The sequence below is a fragment of the Enterococcus sp. AZ080 genome (assembly GCF_051714945.1).
GTDB lineage: Bacteria > Bacillota > Bacilli > Lactobacillales > Enterococcaceae > Enterococcus_B > Enterococcus_B pernyi.
Genome location: NZ_JBIOSV010000001.1, coordinates 160,505 through 181,908 on the forward strand (window position 1 = coordinate 160,505; position 21,404 = coordinate 181,908).

18 protein-coding genes, 1 pseudogene and 1 riboswitch are annotated in these 21,404 nt (G+C 39.6%); of the genes and pseudogenes, 11 read left to right on the forward strand and 8 right to left on the reverse strand.

From position 1 onward, the window contains the following. Position 1 precedes the first annotated feature (1 nt). From IGK01_RS00790 to IGK01_RS00810, 5 genes are all read left to right on the forward strand, one after another. Positions 2–376, forward strand: coding sequence for a YlbF family regulator (locus IGK01_RS00790; RefSeq protein ID WP_023518926.1), 375 nt, complete (start codon positions 2–4; stop codon positions 374–376). A 13-nt stretch (positions 377–389) separates the two neighbouring features. After that, entirely contained in the window at positions 390–2,978 is a 2,589-nt protein-coding gene (gene mutS, locus IGK01_RS00795) for a DNA mismatch repair protein MutS (RefSeq protein WP_375148587.1), read from the forward strand. A 17-nt stretch (positions 2,979–2,995) separates the two neighbouring features. Further along, the gene (mutL, locus tag IGK01_RS00800) at positions 2,996–5,104 is read left to right on the forward strand and encodes a DNA mismatch repair endonuclease MutL (RefSeq protein WP_438747495.1); all 2,109 of its coding nucleotides are present in this window, start codon (positions 2,996–2,998) and stop codon (positions 5,102–5,104) included. Between the two features lie 28 nt (positions 5,105–5,132). Next, positions 5,133–5,696, forward strand: a complete 564-nt coding sequence (locus IGK01_RS00805) for a Maf family protein (protein WP_065095878.1) — start codon at positions 5,133–5,135, stop codon at positions 5,694–5,696. Positions 5,697–5,870: 174 nt separating this feature from the next. Further along, complete coding sequence (locus IGK01_RS00810) at positions 5,871–6,815, forward strand: tocopherol cyclase family protein (protein WP_438840432.1); 945 nt, start codon at positions 5,871–5,873, stop codon at positions 6,813–6,815. A gap of 123 nt (positions 6,816–6,938) precedes the next feature. Here IGK01_RS00810 and msrB read toward each other — a convergent pair whose 3' ends face one another. From msrB to IGK01_RS00830, 4 genes and pseudogenes are all read right to left on the reverse strand, one after another. Continuing rightward, positions 6,939–7,385, reverse strand: coding sequence for a peptide-methionine (R)-S-oxide reductase MsrB (gene msrB / locus IGK01_RS00815; RefSeq protein WP_438840433.1), 447 nt, complete (start codon positions 7,383–7,385; stop codon positions 6,939–6,941). Between the two features lie 509 nt (positions 7,386–7,894). Further along, the gene (gene treR / locus IGK01_RS00820) at positions 7,895–8,608 is read right to left on the reverse strand and encodes a trehalose operon repressor (RefSeq protein WP_010734394.1); all 714 of its coding nucleotides are present in this window, start codon (positions 8,606–8,608) and stop codon (positions 7,895–7,897) included. A 184-nt stretch (positions 8,609–8,792) separates the two neighbouring features. Next, a complete protein-coding gene (locus tag IGK01_RS00825) occupies positions 8,793–10,037 on the reverse strand; it encodes an RNA-guided endonuclease InsQ/TnpB family protein (RefSeq protein WP_023518930.1) in 1,245 nt (414 codons plus the stop codon). Then, a pseudogene (locus IGK01_RS00830) lies at positions 10,018–10,329 on the reverse strand (recombinase family protein); the annotation flags it as partial. The gene IGK01_RS00825 and the pseudogene IGK01_RS00830, both read right to left, overlap by 20 nt. Before the next feature lie 222 nt (positions 10,330–10,551). Here IGK01_RS00830 and treP point away from each other — a divergent pair. From treP to IGK01_RS00860, 6 genes are all read left to right on the forward strand, one after another. After that, a complete protein-coding gene (gene treP / locus IGK01_RS00835) occupies positions 10,552–12,531 on the forward strand; it encodes a PTS system trehalose-specific EIIBC component (protein ID WP_023518932.1) in 1,980 nt (659 codons plus the stop codon). 151 nt (positions 12,532–12,682) lie between these two features. Continuing rightward, positions 12,683–13,285: a Holliday junction branch migration protein RuvA gene (gene ruvA / locus IGK01_RS00840; RefSeq protein WP_010734391.1), complete on the forward strand. Its 603-nt coding sequence runs from the start codon at positions 12,683–12,685 to the stop codon at positions 13,283–13,285. Positions 13,286–13,297: 12 nt separating this feature from the next. Further along, a complete protein-coding gene (gene ruvB / locus IGK01_RS00845) occupies positions 13,298–14,299 on the forward strand; it encodes a Holliday junction branch migration DNA helicase RuvB (RefSeq protein ID WP_023518933.1) in 1,002 nt (333 codons plus the stop codon). Between the two features lie 36 nt (positions 14,300–14,335). Then, positions 14,336–14,950, forward strand: a complete 615-nt coding sequence (locus IGK01_RS00850) for a TetR/AcrR family transcriptional regulator (RefSeq protein WP_409173703.1) — start codon at positions 14,336–14,338, stop codon at positions 14,948–14,950. A gap of 48 nt (positions 14,951–14,998) precedes the next feature. Next, positions 14,999–15,469, forward strand: a complete 471-nt coding sequence (locus IGK01_RS00855) for a low molecular weight protein-tyrosine-phosphatase (RefSeq protein WP_010734388.1) — start codon at positions 14,999–15,001, stop codon at positions 15,467–15,469. Between the two features lie 131 nt (positions 15,470–15,600). Then, a complete protein-coding gene (locus IGK01_RS00860) occupies positions 15,601–15,975 on the forward strand; it encodes a hypothetical protein (protein ID WP_019724219.1) in 375 nt (124 codons plus the stop codon). Positions 15,976–16,268: 293 nt separating this feature from the next. On the opposite strand, the gene brnQ is transcribed toward IGK01_RS00860, so the two are convergent. From brnQ to IGK01_RS00880, 4 genes are all read right to left on the reverse strand, one after another. After that, entirely contained in the window at positions 16,269–17,633 is a 1,365-nt protein-coding gene (gene brnQ / locus IGK01_RS00865) for a branched-chain amino acid transport system II carrier protein (RefSeq protein WP_224434410.1), read from the reverse strand. A 382-nt stretch (positions 17,634–18,015) separates the two neighbouring features. Further along, positions 18,016–18,756, reverse strand: coding sequence for an amino acid ABC transporter ATP-binding protein (locus IGK01_RS00870; protein ID WP_010734385.1), 741 nt, complete (start codon positions 18,754–18,756; stop codon positions 18,016–18,018). Positions 18,757–18,768: 12 nt separating this feature from the next. Beyond that, the gene (locus IGK01_RS00875; RefSeq protein WP_010734384.1) at positions 18,769–20,364 is read right to left on the reverse strand and encodes an ABC transporter permease subunit; all 1,596 of its coding nucleotides are present in this window, start codon (positions 20,362–20,364) and stop codon (positions 18,769–18,771) included. A 212-nt stretch (positions 20,365–20,576) separates the two neighbouring features. Continuing rightward, positions 20,577–20,751, reverse strand: a riboswitch (Lysine riboswitch). Between the two features lie 269 nt (positions 20,752–21,020). Continuing rightward, a complete protein-coding gene (locus IGK01_RS00880; RefSeq protein WP_010734383.1) occupies positions 21,021–21,317 on the reverse strand; it encodes a hypothetical protein in 297 nt (98 codons plus the stop codon). Positions 21,318–21,404 lie beyond the last annotated feature (87 nt).

Here is a 21,404-nt window from a genome sequence, read left to right on the forward strand (position 1 = left end):
TGTGCAGGACAAAACGACGATCCAATTAGAAGTCGACCAATTGGCGACTCTTTTAAAGAAGAATGAAACGATCACACGTTATCAGGAATTGGAACATAAAGTGAAACATAGTCGTTACTTGAATCAACAAACAGAAGCATTGAAGCAAGCGCAAAAAGATGCCGCACAATATGCGCATTATGGACAAAAAGAAGCAGAAAAAGAAGCGATCAAACGGATCGAAGTCTTGACGCAATCTATCGACGAATATCCTTTAGTGATCGCTTACCGCCGTCAATTGATGGAAGCAAATGAGTTATTGCAACACTTGACTCAAATGATCCAAAATGAAATCAATGAGTATGTAGAGGAGGAGCATAATGCCTCAAAAAACTAAGAACACTCCAATGATGGAACAATATCTAAGCATCAAGGCACAATACCAAGATGCTTTTTTGTTCTATCGTCTCGGAGATTTTTATGAATTATTTTATGAAGATGCTGTCAAAGCAGCACAAATCTTAGAACTGACATTAACTAGTCGAAATCGTAATGCGGATGATCCAATTCCGATGTGTGGGGTACCGCATCATTCTGCACAAGGATATATCGACAGTTTGATCGAAAAAGGATACAAAGTAGCGATTTGTGAACAAGTCGAAGATCCAAAGACGACCAAAGGCATGGTCAAACGAGAAGTCGTGCAATTAGTGACTCCTGGAACAGTGATGGATAGTAAAGGATTATCAGCCAAAGACAACAACTTTCTGACGGCAGTAGTTAATCAAGGTTCCGCTTTTGGGTTTGCTTATGCTGATTTGAGTACAGGTGAATTAAAAACAGCCCGCTTACTTGATGAAGAAGCTGTCTTGAACGAAACTTCCGCGTTACAAACAAAAGAATTGATTCTAGGAACAGAGATCAGTGAAACGTTATATGAACAACTAAGCACAAGACTTGGCTTAGTCTTCTCAAAACAAGAAAGTGTAGAAGAAAATGCAGAATTCAATTTTCTAACGAGTGAGTTGACGGATGAATTAGAAAAGGAAGCGACTGGAAAGTTACTTACTTATTTAGCAGTCACCCAAAAAAGAAGTTTGGCACATATCCAAAAAGCGGTCGAATACCAACCAGATCATTTCTTGAAGATGGATTATTATTCTAAATTCAATTTAGAATTAAGCCAGTCGATCCGTACTGGAAAAAAACATGGCACGCTTCTGTGGTTATTAGATGAAACCAAAACAGCAATGGGGGGACGTTTGCTAAAACAATGGCTTGATCGTCCGCTGATCCAATCCCATCAAATCAATGCTCGGCAAGAAATGGTGGCATCGCTGATCAATAGTTATTTTGAACGTCTTGATTTACAGAGTGCGTTGACGAAAGTCTATGATTTAGAACGTTTAGCTGGACGTGTCGCATTTGGTAACGTCAATGGTCGAGATTTGATCCAGTTAAAAACATCATTGCAGCAAGTACCGATGATTCGCGGGTTGATTGAAGGCATCGATCAAGGACAATGGTCAGAGTTATTAACAGATATGCAGCCAATGGATTCATTAGTGGAACTGATCGAACAAGCGATCCAAGAGGATGCACCTTTACAAATCACTGAAGGAAACGTCATCAAAGATGGCTTCAATGAACAGCTAGACACCTATCGTTCTGCGATGAGAAATGGCAAACAGTGGTTAGCAGAATTAGAAGCGCGCGAACGCCAAAGTACAGGGATCAAAAATTTAAAAGTTGGGTTTAATCGAGTGTTTGGTTACTATATTGAAATCACGAAAGCGAATTTGATGAATGCTGAACTGGAAAAATATGAACGTAAACAAACCTTAGCCAATGCAGAACGATTTATCACACCTGAATTAAAAGAATTAGAAACACAGATTCTAGAAGCGGAAGAAAAATCAGTAGATCTAGAATACCAACTCTTTTTAGCTGTTAGAGAAGAAGTGAAAAAAGCAATCCAGCCATTGCAAACCTTAGCAAAATCATTGAGTACTGTAGACGTCTTACAAAGTTTTGCAACGATCAGTGAACGTTATCAATATGTTCGTCCAGAATTAACGAACAAAAAAACATTGGTGATCGAAGAAGGACGTCATCCGGTGGTAGAAAAAGTATTAGGACATCAAGAATACATTCCAAATAGTGTGATCATGTCGGAAGAAGAAATGATCTTGTTGATCACTGGGCCAAATATGTCTGGTAAAAGTACGTATATGCGACAGTTGGCATTGACGGTATTGATGGCACAGATGGGCTGTTTTGTTCCGGCGCAAAAAGCAGTGCTGCCGATTTTTGATCGAATCTTTACTCGAATCGGTGCAAGTGATGATTTGATTGCAGGACAAAGTACCTTTATGGTAGAAATGATGGAAGCCAACCAAGCGTTGCGCCATGCGACACCGAACAGTTTGATTTTATTTGATGAACTCGGTCGAGGAACAGCCACTTACGATGGTATGGCATTAGCACAAGCTATCATTGAGTATATCCATCAACATGTTGAAGCCAAGACATTGTTTTCTACGCACTATCATGAGTTGACAGTGCTTGATACGGAATTGCCGCAATTGAAAAATGTCCATGTTGGTGCAGTCGAAAAAGATGGCGATGTGGTATTTTTACACAAGATGATGGACGGTCCAGCAGATAAAAGCTACGGGATCCATGTAGCTAAGATTGCGGGTCTACCAGATGAATTATTGTCACGTGCCTCTGCGATCTTAGCCTTTTTAGAATCAGGAGAAACGACACACCATGTCTCGGCACTTGAAGCATCTGTCACGAAAAAAAGCGACTACCCTAAGTCACAAACCAACCAACCAAGCCAGCAGGTCAATGAAGAGAGTCAACAACTATCTTTATTTGGTGAAGCAACGGAAGCTGAAACGCAAATCATTGCTGCATTGAAACAGTTGAACCTACTAGAAATGACGCCAATGGATGCGTTGAATAAATTGTACGAACTGCAAAAACAATTATAGGAAGAAGGTGCTGATCGATGGCGAAGATCCAAGAATTATCCGAACGCTTGGCCAATCAAATCGCCGCAGGAGAAGTCGTTGAACGACCTGCTTCTGTGGTGAAAGAACTTGTTGAAAATGCCATTGATGCCCATAGCTCTCAAATCGATATTCTCGTAGAAGAAGCCGGTTTACGAAAAATCCAAATCATCGATAACGGTGAAGGAATCTTAGCAGAAGACGTTGAAAATGCGTTCAAACGTCACGCGACGAGTAAAATCCATAACCGTGATGACTTGTTCCGCATTCGGACATTAGGGTTCCGAGGGGAAGCTCTTCCTAGTATTGCTTCTGTCTCTGAATTGACGATCGAGACAGCCAATCAAGATGAAACACAAGGGACCTATCTTGAATTAAAAGGTGGGGAAGTGTTGACACATCGCCCTGCTCCATTGAGACAAGGTACGAAAATCACAGTGAGCAATTTGTTTTTTAACACGCCTGCACGGTTAAAATACGTCAAGACATTACAAACGGAATTGGCAAATATAGGCGATATCGTCAATCGACTAGCATTGAGCCATCCCGACATCGCTTTTCGCTTAGTCCATGAGGGCAACAAGATGTTAGCAACAGCTGGTAACGGAGATTTGAAACAAACGATTGCCGGAATCTATGGTTTGGCGACAGCGAAAAAAATGTTGAAGGTTGAAGCAAAAGATCTAGATTTTGAAGTTTCTGGTTACATTTCTTTACCAGAAGTCACTCGTGCGAGTCGTAATTATCTTTCAACGATCATCAATGGTCGTTTTATCAAGAACTTTTCCTTGAACAAAGCAATCGTGGCAGGTTATGGTTCTAAACTGATGGTTGGTCGTTTTCCAATCGCTGTTTTAGAAGTCAAAATGGACCCGTTGCTTGTCGATGTGAATGTTCATCCAACGAAGCAAGAAGTTCGTCTATCGAAGGAAAAAGAATTGACTGAATTGATTGCACAAGCGATTCAACAAGCACTAAGTCAAGAAAATCTGATTCCTAGTGCAGCAGACAATTTACGTTTCAAGAAAAAAATCGCCGATCAACCTAAAACGGAACAAATCGAAATCGATCTTTCTTATGCGTTTGAGGAACCACCAAAGAAACCCCAAAGTTTAAATTTCGATCGCCAGACAGGTACATTTTACGTTGAAGAAAATCCACAAAAATCAACCTATCCTGTTGATAAGTCTGTGGAAAATGTTGAAAACTCTTCTGTTTTTTCTGAAGATACACTGAATTATCCAGAAAAAGAGGAAAAAACGGTGGATAACTCTGGTGAAAGTGTTGATAACTTTGTAGAAAAACTAGTGGATAACTTTCAACAAAATCATTTATCCACTGTTGATAACTACTCAGTACAAGAAGAACGAACAGCATCAGTAGAAGAGAAAAGCATAGAGGAAGAACCAAGATTTGAGCAAGAAGAAACCAAGTTGCATCCCGAGTTTGACATGAGTCAAGATAGCCGAATGTTGGAGAAAGCAATCAGTAAAGTCGAGCAGGAAGTACCAACACAACGCTTCCCACATCTTGAATATTTTGGCCAAATGCATGGAACCTATTTATTTGCTCAAAGCAATGAAGGCTTATACATCATTGACCAACATGCTGCGCAAGAGCGGATCAAATATGAATATTTCCGTGAAAAAATCGGCGATGTTTCAGATGATTTGCAAGAATTACTCGTGCCTTTTGTTTTAGACTATCCTAATAGTGATGCAATCAAGCTAAAAGAGAAGAAAGAACTATTGGAAGAGGCAGGCATTTATCTGGAAGAATTTGGTCAGAATAGTTTTATCGTGCGAGCGCATCCGACATGGTATCCAAGTGGGGAAGAAGAATCGATCATTCAAGGGATGATCGACATGTTATTGACAACGGGTGAAGTAAGTGTGAAGAAATTCAGAGAAGCCACAGCAATCATGATGAGCTGTAAACGCTCGATCAAAGCGAATCACTACTTGAACGAAGCACAAGCGAGGGTCTTATTAAAAGACTTAGCAAAATGTGAGAATCCATTCAACTGCCCTCATGGTCGTCCGGTATTGATCCACTTTACGAATTCCGACATGGAACGAATGTTTAAACGAATCCAAGATCCGCATTGATCCGCGAGATTCGGAAAGGAAGTTTTTGATGAAAATAGTATTGGCTTCACAGTCGCCTAGAAGAAAAGAATTACTCGGAAGATTAGTGCCAGCATTTTCGATCCAACCGGCAGATATTGATGAAACGCCTAAGCCAAAAGAAGACCCAGTTGCTTATGTCCAACGAATGGCAGCAGAAAAAGCAGCTGCTGTACAAAATAATGAAGAAACGTTAGTCATTGCTAGTGATACTACCGTAGTTCTAGGAAACGAAATCCTTGGTAAACCGGAGGATGATGAAGAGGCAAAACGGATGTTACGCAAATTCAGTGGTACGACACACGACGTCTACACAGCCGTCGTAATAACTGATGGGACGCAAGAAGAGTGCATCCTTTCCCAAGCATCAGTCACTTTTTATGAATTGACCGATGAAGAGATCGAGCGCTATCTAGCAACTGGCGATCACCGTGATAAAGCTGGGGCGTACGGCATTCAAAGTTACGCAGGGGCTTTCGTAGAGTCGATTTCTGGCGATTACTATAGTATTGTCGGCTTTCCGATTGGCGCAGTCAATCAGGCGTTGAAAAAATGGCCAGATCTTTTGTCCTAAAATCGTGGACAACTGTATCTAGGTGAATAAAATCAAAAACACATGATCCGAGTAGCAAGAAACGGATCATGTGTTTTTTCTGGTTACATTAGTTCATGACCTAGAGTCAAGCGTATCTGCTAGAAGCTATAAAAAAACATGGTAAACTTAATCTAGCTGAAGGGAGTGGACGAAGTGATTACAACGGATAAGTTTTATCATGGTGAAACGAAAAAAGCGCCGTTCTTTGAAGGTTGGTATTTTAAGCATCAAATCGGCGATGAAGTTTACGCATTTATTCCGGGTTACTCCATTGGAGAACAAGGAGAAAAGTGCCCGTTTATCCAAGTGATCAATCATGAGTCTTCGGAAGTCTTTCATTTTGATCGTGAAGTCTTCATGGTAAGCGAAGATCGTTTATTTGTGAAAATCGGTGAGAATACATTTAGTGAGGAAGGAATCACACTAGCTTTACGTAGCCCCTCATTGACGATTGAAGGAACGATTTCTTATGGAGAGTTTACTCCGTTAAAAAGGAGTCGCTATGCCCCGAGTATCATGGGACCTTTCTCTTATTTATCTTTTATGGAATGCTATCACGGAATTTTAAGCATGAAGCATTCGTTAGAAGGAACGTTGAGTTGGAACGGTCAATTGATTGATTTTACAAATGGAATCGGTTATTTAGAAAAGGACTGGGGAAGTTCCTTTCCCGCAACCTATTTATGGGTCCAATGCAATCAGTTTAGCGATTCGGATGCTCGCTTTTTCTTTTCCGCAGCAGAGATCCCGTTTTTAGGTTTTCGTTTTTTAGGAATCATTTCGATTTTGCAAGTCGGTGGGGAAGAATATCGCTTATCCACGTATGATGGAGCTAAAATTTCGGAGATTTTCCGTGAAGAGGAGCATCTGATCATTCGAATACAGCAAAAAAATATTGAACTAGAAATGCAAGTGTTAGCAAAAGAAGGGCATGCGTTGATGGCGCCACAACAAGGTCAAATGAGTCGGATCATCCGTGAAAAAGCGAGTACAGAGATGACCTTGATTGTCCGAGAAAACAAGCAAGAAATCTTTCATCAAAAGGGGAAGGCTGCTGGTTTTGAAGAAGTGGGCAATCTCCATGGGCACGAGTATTAAGGATCTTGATCATATAAAAGTTATAGCGCACCTTCAAAAATAAGCCTGAACCTCCAGAAATTAGAACAATTTCCCGAGGTTCAGGCTTATTTTTCGGAGCGATGTGATTTTATCACATTCGACTTATTCGACAATTAATTTATATTCACTGTAACCAGCAGCATCCATTTCTTCATAAGGGATAAACTTCAAGGCAGCAGAGTTAATGCAATAGCGTAAGCCACCTTTATCTGCGGGTCCATCATTAAAAACATGTCCAAGATGGGAGTCGGCTTCATTACTTCTTACTTCGACTCGGTGCATCCCGTGAGAAAAATCCGCTTTTTCTTTGACGTCTTTTCTGCTGATGGGTTGGCTGAAAGCTGGCCAGCCACAGCCTGCATCATATTTCTCTGCAGAACTGAAAAGCGGTTCGCCACTGACAATATCGACATAGATCCCTTTTTCATAAAAATCGTCGTATTCTCCAGTAAATGGACGTTCTGTGGCGTTTTCTTGTGTCACTGCATAAGAAATCGGAGATAATGTTTCTTTTAAGTCCTCTTTGTTTGTGTCGGTTGGTTTACTCATTGATACAGCCCCCTTTGTCTCCTAATCATACTGCCATCTGAAATAGAAGCAAACAATCTGCTTTAAGTAGGGAGGATAGCCTAGCAATTTAGCGGAAATTTAACGAACAGGTTTTACTTGCTACCTAATTACGTTGAGCTACTGGGCTTTTTCACAACCTTGATAAACGGTGTTCGAAAAGCTGACCTTCAACATTAAGCTAAAAAATTTGAAAAATATGAGAAGCTATTTTTCAATTTCCTATCTTACTGTTCAGGTCAGGACGCTTTTCTTACAACCTTGATAAACGGTGTTCAAGAAGCAACACTTCGGTCACAAGCCAAAAAAATCAAAAATGAAACAGCCATTTTCGATTTTTCTGTCTTCTGCCTTAGTGTTAATCGCTTCTTTCACAACCTAGATAAACGGTGTTCGAAAGCCAACTCCTTCAATAGTAAGTCAAAACGTGAAAAAATATGAGAAGCTATTTTCTCACGTTCCGTCTTACTACTCGGAGCTGAACGGCTTTCTCACAACCTTCTTCTTCGTGCAAATTCCACGAACCGGAATTTGTCGAGGCGGTGGATCGATTCAGTGTATTCGAAGCATTCAGTATTTTCTAAATAAACGAGGCCACGGACAATTACGACATAAGGATCGTCATGGAGGTCCATCGACTCTGAAATACTGGCATCGATTGGTTCGACAGTGATTTCTTTTTGGGCATAGGCAATGGAGAGATCTAGCTCATTTTCAAAGTATTCATAAATCGAATTGGCTGCTTGTTCCTTGGTTAAAGTAGGTACGGTTTCTTTTAATAAATAATCCCGATCTAAAATCACGACTTCGCCATTGATTTTTCTTTGGCGGACTAAATGCCAGACAGGTGTATTGACTGCCCAGCCAGTTACTTTGTGTAATTCGTTGTCGACTACAGTTTCTTCAAGTGTTTTTACGATCGTTTCACTCGGGATATGTTGATTTTCTTGGAGTTCCTTATAACTTGTTAGTCCAGCAATCGGGAAATCAAAACGATTTCGGTCTAAAACGATCGATCCTTTTCCTTGTTTCTTTTGAATATATCCTTCTGTCGTCAATAGATTAAGTGCTTTACGAATTGTTTCCCGTGAAACACCATAAATTTTGATCAATTGATTTTCACTGGGTAGTAAAGTATGAGGAGGATACTCTTTGTCTAAGATTTTCTTTTCTAAGTCTAAAAAAATTTCATTGAATTTGTTCATCGTTCCTCTGCTACTCAAAATATAGACAAAAATACCTATATCGAGATTTCTCTACCACTCACGTAGGTAGAATTACTGTTTCACCGAACGCCGCCTCGTCACTTCGACACTACTACGGTTTGTCTCGTTCTCCACAGTCGTTGATTCCCGACTAAGCCATCGGTACATATACAAAGTTGCGTGCTTATGCAATCACATTGTATTCCTTCACATCTTTCAAATTCATGCTTGCGTTATAATCTCTATCTGCTACGTACCCACAGTTCTCACAACGATAGGTACGCTCTGATAGCTTTAAAGCTACTTTCTTATGCCCACATTCATGACATAATTTCGAGCTAGGATAGAATCGATCGGCCAGTCTTAACTCAATAGTAGAGACTTTACATTTGTCTGCTAATTTTTTACGAAAAGCATAGAAAGATTGCTCTCTCACAGCTTTTGAAAGATGCCGGTTTTTCATCATCCCCTTGACATTCAAATCTTCAATTGTGATATAAGCTGGTTTGGTTTTTACTAGCTCTAACACAATTTTATTCACTCTGTCCCTACGGATATCTGTCAACCGTTTATGAAGTTTTTGTACTTTCAAGACTTGTTTTTCAATATTTTTGCGAGTAGCTTCTCCTCTCTTTGATTGTTTTTCGTTGACACGCTTTTTTTCGCTTTCGTATTTCCTCGACAGCTTGCGTTGTTGTCGTTTTAATTGTTTTTCGATTTTACGAATTTTTCCTGATTTATTGATATTTTTATAGGTTTTTCCCGTGGAAAGAATCGCAAAATCTTTTAATCCTAAGTCGATACCCACGCCTTCGGTAGGAGTATCGTTCAGTACTTGAGCGGTACAGTCCTGTTCCACGATGACCGACAGGTAGTACCGGTTTGCTTGTTGGCTGATTGTGCCACTCTTTATGCTATGTTTGTCATCGTGTTTAGGAATATAGCCTTTTTCGTTCAGTTTTACCCAATTCAAAGAGGGAACTTTTATCCGATGACGCTCACAACGGATGATTGTCTTTTTATCATTCTTCACGAAATACATCGATACATCTTGGTGCTTCTTCTTTTTAAATTTAGGAAAATTAGCTTTTCCTTGAAAAAAATTTCTAAAGGCTTTTTCTGTCTCCATAATCGCGTGTTTCGTTGACTTCGCATAAACAGCTTTGATCCACAGCTTGTCTGGATGGTTGGGAATGTAGTCGTTATTCAACCACTTTGAAAAATCTATACCTGAGACAAATTTCCCACCTGATTTATAGACTTCTTGGTTGTGGTAAATATAAAAGTTCTTTACAAAACGAGCAACACCAATGGTTCGATTAATGATTTTTTTTGTTCTTCTGTTGGAAGAATTTCTGTTTTGTACGCCACTAACATCTTTATCACCTTCAATCTCTTTATTATACTTATCTATCTTTAAATGTGACATAAATGGCGTCTACATTCTTCGCCATTACTTCGTCTAACAACAGATTCCATGTTTTACACTTGTAATTAAGACCACTGCCAATATCCACGATTACATCATCTAAAATTATGCCTTTTACATTTGCATATTTTCTCAAAAACTCAACTTGATTTTTCAAGTCATCTGTTTGTCCGACATTAGACACTCGAGCGTAAGCAATGTGCTTTTTGCCACTTGTATTATCGCCTTTGATGTAAGTTAAATAGTGATCTTCCGTGTAATATTTTCGATTTTTTGGTGTCCGATGTGCGTTTAACGTGCAATCGTTCGTTCTTCGCTTATAAACTATACTACAGCTATATGGAGATTTCAAACTGGACTTGGATAGAAGGAAGATGTTTCTACGACAAAGATAATAACGATTACAAGTTATTTATGTTTTTAGCATAAAACGCTTGCAATTTGTTGAGAAAAACATTATAGTGTGAGTACAAAGCAACTTGTATAAACAAGTCAAATGAAAGGGGTTTATGTTATGGGGAAATATCAAGCAGATGCCGAGAAGCTGTTAAAGGGAGTCGGCGGGAAAGAAAATATTGCTGCGGTCAGCCATTGTGCGACACGTATGCGCTTTGTTTTAAATGACCCTGCAAAAGCAAATGAAGCTGAGATCGAAGACATCGACAGTGTAAAAGGAATGTTTACCAATGCCGGTCAATTCCAAGTGATCATCGGAAATGATGTCTCAACATTTTATAACGACTTTGTTGCGGTATCAGGAGTTGAAGGCGTTTCAAAAGAACAAAGTAAAGCTGCTGCAAAACAGAATCTTAATCCGTTGCAACGAGCAATTGCAGTTCTAGCTGAAATCTTCACACCATTGATTCCAGCAATCATTGTTGGGGGATTGATTTTAGGGTTCCGTAACGTGTTGGAAGGCATTCAGTTCGAGAGTTTAGGTGGAACGATTGCAGAAAGTTCAACATTCTGGAATGGTGTGAATTCATTCTTATGGCTACCTGGGGAAGCGATTTTCCATTTCCTACCTGTAGGGATCACTTGGAGTATTGCAAAGAAAATGGGAACGACACAGATTTTAGGAATTGTTTTAGGGATTACTTTGGTTTCACCGCAATTATTAAATGCCTATAGTGTCGCTTCAACTGCCGCTGCAGATATCCCATTTTGGGACTTTGGCTTTGCACAAGTACAAATGATTGGTTACCAAGCGCAAGTCATTCCAGCGATGCTTGCCGGGTTCTTACTTGCCTATTTAGAGATTTTCTTCCGTAAGTATATCCCACAATCGATCTCAATGATTTTTGTCCCACTGTTTTCACTATTACCAACTGTTATCGCGGCTAATGTAGTGTTAGGTCCAGTCGGTTGGGCAATTGGTAACTGGATCTCATCAATCGTGAATACTGGCTTGACTTCATCGATCAGCTGGTTATTCAGTGCGTTATTTGGTTTCTTATATGCACCACTAGTTATTACAGGATTACACCATATGACAAATGCCATCGATATGCAGTTGATTGCTGACTTTGGTTCAACCAATTTATGGCCAATGATCGCATTGTCAAATATTGCGCAAGGATCTGCTGTACTTGCAATCATCTTCTTGCATCGTGGCAATAAAAAAGAAGAACAAGTTTCTATCCCAGCGATGATTTCTTGTTATCTAGGGGTAACGGAACCCGCAATGTTTGGGATCAACTTGAAATATGTGTATCCATTTGTAGCTGCAATGATCGGTTCTGGTGTAGCAGGAATGTTTGCGAACTTGATGGATGTTCGAGCAAATGCGATCGGTGTCGGTGGTTTGCCAGGAATCTTAGCAATCCAAGCACAAACGTGGTTACCATTCACGATTGCAATGATCATCGCAATCATCGTACCATTTGGTTTAACTGTAGTATTTAGACGTAAAGGGATCTTGAACAAATTAGATCCAGTTAATCCAGAAGAAGTAAGTGTATTACAAACTGCAGAAGGCGTATCTATTCCTACACAAAACTTTGAAGCCGCAGGAACAACTGCTGTAGCCACTGCCAATGAAGAGTTATTCGCCGTTGCAGACGGAAAAATCAAAGCAATTACAGAAGTGAATGATCCAGTTTTCTCACAAAAAATGATGGGTGAGGGCTATGCGATCGTTCCGGACAATCAAAAAATCTATTCGCCAGTAAATGGTAAAGTAACTAGTGTATTTGAAACAAAACATGCCATCGGTATTCTAAGTGAAACCGGTGTGGAAGTTCTTGTTCACATGGGACTTGATACTGTCGAATTAAAGGGTGCACCGTTCAATGTTCTTGTGAAAGAAGGCGATCAGGTCTCGCCAACGACACAACTAGCAGAGATGGATCTCAGTGCCGTTGAACAAGCAGGTAAACAAACAGATGTCTTAGTTGTTCTAACGAATACGGACAAAGTGGCTGATTTCTCATTAAGTAAATCAGGCCAAGTCCAACATGAAGAAATGATTGGTCAAGCGTCTATCAATCGCTAATACACAGAGAAAATATGCTACGAGTTTGGGTCTTTATCAAAGACCTAAGCTCGTAGTTCTGTTTTTGGGAACACTTTTTTTAAATCGCAAAGTATGCTACAATGGATAGAAATATGGGAACGTATGTGTGCGAAAGAAAGAGGAAATTTCAATGTATGAATATCTAAGAGGCATGGTGACTTTTATCAGTCCGTATTATATCGTTGTAGAAACGCAAGGGGTGGGCTATCAAATTGCGTTAGGTAACCCTTATCGCTATAGTAGTAAGTTAGATAAAGAAGTAAAAATCTATGTCCATCAAGTCATCCGTGAAGATGCACATTTACTATACGGTTTTGATTCACTCGAAGAGAAACAATTGTTTTTACGATTAGTCAGTGTTTCAGGGATCGGACCGAAAAGTGCATTAGCGATCATGGCGAGTGACGATCATTCTGGCTTGATCCAAGCGGTGGAAACTGGCGATGTCACTTACTTGACGAAGTTCCCAGGTGTAGGTAAAAAAACAGCACAACAAATGATCTTGGATCTAAAAGGCAAGTTTGGCGAGTTGAGTATCGATATGCCATTTTCTTTATTTGATGAAGCAACGGTTCAAGATGCAAGTGCCTTATCAGAGGCAATGGAAGCTCTATCTGCTCTTGGTTACAGTGAGCGTGAAATCAAACGTGTAGAGAAACAACTTAAAGAAATCGACAATCAAACAACGGATGAGTATTTAAGGCAAGCATTGAAATTGATGATGAAAAAGTAAGGAGGACGCTTGATGACAGATGAACATCTTCTTTCACCAGAACCTGGTGAGAATGAATTAAGTTTAGAAAAATCTTTGCGCCCTCAATTGCTTGCGCAATATATCGGTCAACATAAAGTAAAACAAGAATTGAGTATCTACATCGAAGCGGCATGTAATCGTGAAGAACCGCTAGACCACGTCTTGTTATACGGTCCTCCGGGATTGGGGAAAACAACGATGGCTATGGTCATCGCAAACGAGATGCAAGTCAATATCCGTACGACAAGTGGACCAGCCATTGAGCGACCAGGAGATCTGGTGGCAATTTTGAATGAACTAGAAGCAGGGGATGTCTTGTTTATTGATGAGATCCATCGCTTACCTCGCGTGGCAGAAGAAATGCTTTATTCGGCGATGGAAGATTTCTATGTAGATATCATGGTAGGGCAAGGGCCGACCGCTCACCCCGTTCATTTTCCGTTACCACCTTTCACGTTGATCGGTGCAACCACTCGAGCAGGGATGCTGTCTGCACCTTTACGTGACCGTTTTGGAATCATTGCTCACATGGAATACTATGAAGAAGAAGATTTAAGAGAAATCGTTTTACGATCTGCCGATATTTTTCAAACGGAGATCATCACCGAAGGGGCTTTAGAAATCGCACGACGTTCCCGTGGGACCCCGCGGATCGCTAATCGCTTGTTAAAACGAGTGCGTGATTTTGCCCAAGTACAAGGAGATGGCAAGATCGATCAGTTGATTGCTGACCGCGCATTGACACTCTTACAGGTCGATCAAGCGGGATTGGATTATGTCGATCAGAAATTGCTACGTACGATGATCGAGCTGTATGGTGGGGGTCCAGTAGGTCTAAGCACTTTATCCGTTAATATTGGAGAAGAGCGAGAAACAGTCGAAGATATGTATGAACCTTTTTTGATCCAAAAAGGCTTTTTGAAACGGACTCCTCGTGGGCGGATCGCTACCGCCTATGCGTATGAACACTTTGGCTATGACTACCAAGTGTGATCACTCTTTTCTATTGAAAGAGCAAATAGTAGAATAATGATTGAAGAGATGGGAGGGATCATTGTGGGAGACGCTTCACATACGAAACAAATGATCAAAAAAATCTTGGTGTCGCTTTGCGAAACACAGCCTTTTCGCAAAATCAGTGTGCAACAGATCGCACACGAAGCAGGCATCAACCGACAAACATTTTATTATCATTTCACCGATAAGTATGATTTATTGCGTTGGGTGTACTATGAAGATTCATTGCATTACCTAAAAACAGAATCGCTTTCTCTCGACAATTGGGAAGAGCAAGCATTGCTGATGTTAAAAGCCATTGCCGAAAATAAACAGTTCTATTCAAGTACCGTTAGTTCAGAACAGGAGATTCTGCAAAAGCAATTTTCTGCGTTGATCCAACCCTCATTTATTAAAATATTTGAGCAAATGGATGAAGAAAAACAACTAACTTCCAAAGATAAATTATTTTATGCTCGTTTTTTCTCCTATGGCTGTAGTGGAGTCTTAGTCAATTGGATCACACAAGGTTATACAGAAACACCCTTAGAAGTTGCAATGCAGTTCTTTCGTTTAGCCAAAGATACTGAATTGTATTCGTATCGGTTGTACGCATTGGAAGAAGAACAGGAAATAAAAGACGAATGACCTTTTTTCATTGATTCCAAAAATAGGAATACAAAAGGAGAGAATGCTATGACGAAAGTATTATTTGTTTGTTTAGGAAACATTTGTCGTTCACCTATGGCAGAAGGGTTATTAAAAAAGAAAGTAGCAGAACAGGATCTGTTGGATTCCTTCGTCATTGATTCGGCTGCAACAAGTACCTATGAGGTAGGTAGTGCCCCTCATCCAGGTACACAAGCGATCTTGGCAAAAGAACATGTTGATACGCAAGAAATGATTGCTCGCCAAATACGTCAAGAAGACTTCCAAAAATTTGATTGGATCATCGGTATGGATCAGTCAAATGTGGCTGACTTAAAGCAACTTGCGCCGATTGAAGCGCAAGAGAAAATCCAACTATTTTTGAGTCCAGTCATTGGCAAAAAAGCACAAAATGTACCTGATCCATATTACACGAATAACTTTGAAGAAACCTATCGATTGATCAATGAAGGCTTAGAAAAATGGCTTGAATTATGGATGGAAAACGACTTAAAATAACACATGTGTTGTTTGACGGTTTTAGGTAAAAGTTGGTATAAAATAAACTATATTCTTGTTTTTTTAAGAAAAATTGGATAAAATAGGAGTAATTAAGTAACATATTCTTAGCTAGGGGAGGGGTACATTCAATGGATGAAGAAACAGTATCACCAATGAAGAAACTGACAAAGTTAGTGACTAATACTTCGTTTCAACTTTTTGATTCATTTGTGAATGACACAGAAGAAAAAGCTGAGAATGTACGGTTACAAGGGGAGTTCATTCTCGAACTCCAGAAAGCTGCAGCTCAGAATAGTTTAGTGATTCTACAAGTGCGCGAGAATCCACTAAGCAATAAGTACGAAACCTTTTCCGGTTGGGTGGCAACGAAAACAGTTGAGCATGACCGAGTGATGATTCGCTTGCAAAACCAAGAGCAACAAATCCGAATCGTCCCAATTGAACAAATCGAAAAAATCACTAGTCTTTCGCCTACGGGAGACCAAGAGCGATTATCTAAATAAGAATAAAAGCTATGAAAAAGTAGATTGCTTTTTCATAGCTTTTTTATATGTTTTTCTTACTAAAGAGAGAATCTAAAGATTCTCAAAGAACTTGATTTGTTGGATCGGTATGAATAAAAAAAAGGACCTGCTAGCCGGGGAGCTAGCAGGAAAGGAGTTAAAAATGAAAAAGTGTTGTTAGGGTTGTTTGTTGGTATACTTATATATTAAAGGTGAGTTGTGAATATTTTGTGACGAAAGTTTACCAAAGTTGTTAATTTTTTTATACAAAAAGTTAAACATCTCTTTTTTTGTTAGCTAACCATCAAGTCAGACTTTTTTTCATTTTTAAAGAAACTCCAGAATAATCCGATGATAAAGCCAATCAATGCTGGTGTGATCCAGCCCATTCCTAATGAGAAGAATGGGAGATAGGAATCAGCGAATGTTAAAATTCCTTTGACGAAACTTGTTTGCTTAATTGAATCAGGACAAGCATTCAGTCCATCCACGATGGAAGCGAGTAATGTGAAATATGTGGTCATTCGATAAACAGAAGTACGTTGTTTAAATAATGGGCCAAACAATACAAGTAAGATCAAGGTCATTGCCAATGGATAAATAAACATCAAGACCGGTAAAGAGATCTGAATAATATTCGTTAAGCCCACGTTTGCAACTAAACATGCTAATAAACTTGTTCCGGTTACAAAGAATAGATAGCTTCTTTTAGGAAACAATTCAGTGAATGTTTCTGCGAATGCAGTAATCAGTCCGATACCTGTTTTTAAACAAGCAAGAATCACGATAAAGGCTAATAGGATACTCCCGTAAGTTCCTAAATAGTGATCAGCAATTTGTGCCAAGGCGATACCACCATTCGCACTCATTGGGAATGTTCCTAGACTCATTGTTCCTGCATAAGAAAGTAGGGTATAGATGATCCCCATCAAAACGATGCTGATCGCGCCTGATTTGATCGTATCTCTTGCAATATCAGAAGGCTTTGTGACACCCATGCCACGAATCGTCGTGACGATAATGATCCCAAAAGCTAAGGCAGCTAACGCATCCAACGTGTTGTATCCTTGTGTAAAACCAGTGAAGAATGCTTGGTTTTGGTAGTGAGGTTGGACAGGCGCATCCGACACTGAGCCAAGTGGGTTGATAAAAGCAAGTAATAACAAGATACCTAGTAATACTAAAAATGCGGGATTCAAAAATTTACCAACATAATCCAAGATTTTAGTTGGACGTTTGGATAACCACCAAGCAGCTAAAAAGAATAAGAAACTAAAAATAGCTAAAAATAATGTTTGATTTTCTGCTGGAATAAAAGGTGCTAAGCCAATTTCAAAAGAAGTAGTTGCCAAACGTGGTAAGGCAAAAAATGGACCAATGACTAAATAAAGTAAGACAGTAAAAATAAGTGCATAAGTTTTATTGATTCGTTGTGCTAATTCGTAGACACCAGAGGTCTTTGAAACACCGATCGCAATGACACCTAAGAATGGTAAACCGATCCCTGTAACTAAAAAGCCAAGATTTGCCCAGAAGATATCCGCACCAGCTTCTTGCCCCATATGGACAGGAAATATAAGATTACCAGCTCCAAAAAATAGGCCAAATAGCATGGAACCGATGAATAGATTTTCTTTGAATGATAATTTTTTTGACATAGAAAACTCCTTTACTTTTTTGTATTTTGTTAAAAGTAACAAATTATGTGATGAATTGCAACAATTTTCTGAAAATTATCGAATTCTCTAGAATGATGCTACACATTGACGAAACGACTGCTAACCCTGTGAGAGGAATAAGTAGCGTGTTTTCACTGCCTCGAAAAAATGTTAGTCAAAAGATCACTCCAATATCTGAATCTTCTTAATTTGAAGAGGTTTCTCACAACCACATGTTACGTGAGGTTGCGCAAAAGTTCAACCGATAAAGCGATCGGAACAAAAACAATAAATAAAAAGAAGAACCGCAACTTTTTGAGTAGGATGACCTTGCTCAATCAAGTTGCGGTAGTTTGAATACTAAGGGTGATTTGATACTTTATTAGTTATTCAAAATGCGTGACAAGAACTCTTTCGTACGTGTTTCTTTTGGATGAACGAAGATATCTTCAGGACTTCCTTCTTCCGCGATCACACCTTTATCCATGAAGATCACTCGGTCAGATACCTCTTTCGCAAATTCCATTTCATGGGTTACGATGATCATTGTCAGTCCAGTATGGGCTAGATCTTTGATCGTATTCAATACTTCACCGACCATTTCAGGATCAAGGGCAGAAGTTGGCTCATCGAAGAGCATCACATCAGGGTTCATTGATAGAGCACGAGCGATAGCGACCCGTTGTTTTTGACCACCGGATAGTTGAGAAGGACGAGCTTCGATGTATTGTCTCATACCGACTTTTTCTAAGTTTTCGATTGCCACTTTACGGGCATGCTCTTTCTCTCTTTTTAAGACAGTGGTTTGTCCAGAAATACAATTTTCTAAAACATTCATATTATTGAAAAGATTGAAAGATTGGAAAACCATACCGACATTTGTCCGATACTTTGGTAAATTATATTTTGGTGCTAAGACGTTTTCGTTGTTGTAAATGATCTCGCCGCCTGATGGTTTTTCTAGTAAATTGATACAACGTAAGAATGTTGATTTACCTGAACCAGAGGAACCGATGATGGTCACGACTTCCCCTTTATTGACGGTCATGCTAATATCTTTCAGCACTTCATTGTCGCCGAATTTTTTACTTAAATGATTGATTTCGATGATATTCTCACTCATAGGACTGCCTCCTTATTCCTGTAGGTTCGCGTTGTTGACTTCTTCAATTTTTGTATACGCAGTAGGTCCGTCGATTTTCTTCTCAATCACACGTAGGATTCTTGTGATCGTGAAGGTCATGATCAAGTAGATGATCCCAACGATCGTGAATGTTTGGAAGAATTGGAAGTTGGCACCAGAGGCAGAGTTTCCTTGGAAGAATAGATCTGCTACACCAATGACACTTAATACGGCGGTGTCTTTGATATTGATGACAAACTCATTTCCAGTAGCCGGCAAAATATTTCTCAATACTTGCGGAATCACTACTTTACGCATCGTTTGACTGTGGGTCATGCCGATTGCTTGGGCTGCTTCAAATTGTCCGCCATCTACTGCAAAAATCCCACCACGTACAATCTCAGTCATATACGCACCAGTGTTGATCGAAACGATGAACAACGCAGCAATCGTGCGATCCAGAGAAATACCAAAGGCTAGAGCCAATCCATAGAAGATGACCATGGCTTGAACCATCATTGGTGTACCACGGAAGACTTCGATATAAACAGATAATAAGAAATTAGCTACTTTTTGGAAGAAGCGTGTCACTTTATTATCAGATTCTGGAATTGAGCGAAAGACGCCAATCAATAAACCTAATGTTGTTCCTACAACTGTACCGATCAATGCGATAAATAGTGTCAAACCAGCTCCACGTAAGAACATGTTGCCATATTGATCCCAAATCGTCTTGAAATCATGGAGCAAGCCAGTTTCTTCTGCATCTCCATCCGTTGACGCAGGTTGGTCTTCAATGGCTTGGTCCATGATAGCAATACGATCATCATGAGAAATACCGCTTAATATTTGGTTGACTTGTTGAAGATCAGGATCACCTTTACGCATCCCTACAGCAATCTGGACATCTTCGGGATTTGTTTGAAAGCCATTTGCTTCATCTAGTTCGAGCATTTTCAAGGCTGGGTTGACGCTTGTGGCGGTTACCCCTTCTGGACGTTCACTAACATAACCGTCAATCATGCCAGAAGCTAGTGCTGTTCGCATGGCTGAAAAGTTATCCATTGCTTGTTGCTTGTCCACTCCTGGGATCTGATCGATCACGTTATAGTGGAATGTATTCAATTGTGCAGTGATTTTTGCGCCAGAAAGATCTTCTAAGCTAGTCGCATTCGCAAACTTACCATCTTTTTGTACGACAATCACAAGTTCTGATTCATAGTATGGATCAGTAAAGTCGATTTCTTTTTGGCGTTCTGCCGTCGGACTCATGCCGGCAATGATTGCATCGATCTTTCCAGATTGAAGGGCAGGCGGTAAACCGTCCCATTTCGTTTGGACAATGACTAGTTCTTTTCCTAAACCTTCAGCTACCTTTTTGGCAATTTGTACATCATATCCGCCAGCAAAGCTGTTTTGTCCTTGAATTGGATAGGCATTGTTTGCATCTGTTTGTTGAGACCAGTTAAAGGGCGCATAACCAGCTTCCATTCCGACACGAAATTGATCGCTCGGTGTTTTATCATCTGCATGAGCCAAAGTGGTCAAGCTAAAGATCGATAGAATAAACGTAAAAATTAGAGTGAGTGTAACTGAATTTTTTTTCATCTGTCTTCTCCTTTTTGTTTGTTCACGTACGTGGTCCTTCAGGCATATACTGATAAGACCAACGTTCGCTCAGCTTCTTTGGCTGATAACCAAAGCGCCTTGACACGAGTGGTCGAATACATGCATTGCAGTTGCTTATCAAGGAGAAATAAAAAACGACCGCTTTGTAGGTACAAAAGGGCCGCTAAATTTCACAGAGTGATAAACCTCTCACAAAACATAGCGCAACTTAGCATCACTGCTAAGACAGTCCGTAAGCTGTTAACTTACGTCCCAACATACTTTTTAAGCAAAAAAAAGTACATTTCGGCGATCCTCCCTAGCCCTGCTTCCACATGTTTGCTTCACTCCACAGGTTTAATGATTCTCGCGACCTCTACCTCATTGATTGAGGCATCTCGTATTCAGTTATTTATACAAAAAATAGTCTACGATAGAGTAGCCACTTTGTCAATGAGAAACTACATTTTTGCAGAAAAAAGTTGATAAATAAAGAAATATCCTGTTTATTTAATTTCTTTCATGAAAAAAGGAAAAGAGAATGTTTTCAAAAAAAGAATAATTATACATTTTATGCAACGCTTAAATGATAGTAAAATAACGAAAAACAGACTGCAAAATCACGCAGTCTGTTTCCTTTTTTATCTAAAAGTATTTTAAGCTGTAGCTTTCTTAGGTTCACGACCAAGAATGGCTTGTAAAATAACTGTTACCCCATAAATAGCTAAAACGAGATAGATCAAACTAGAGTATTGTGTGATCCCCCAGCCCCATGTGCGATAAACAACTAATGTAATTGCTAGAACAATTGCTGCCAATACATTGAAAAAGGCAAACGCCCATAGATTTCCATTTTCTTTACGTACTAGATAGAAGATAGAGAAATAAATACTTAATGCTAACCAAGCGATACATGCTAAAATAACGCCCCAATAAATTAAGAATGCAACCATATTGATTCACCTCATTTCATACTCAAAATATACAGATCATTGGTATTGTAGCACGTTTTCATTGTTTTGTCAGTGATGTTTGTGAGT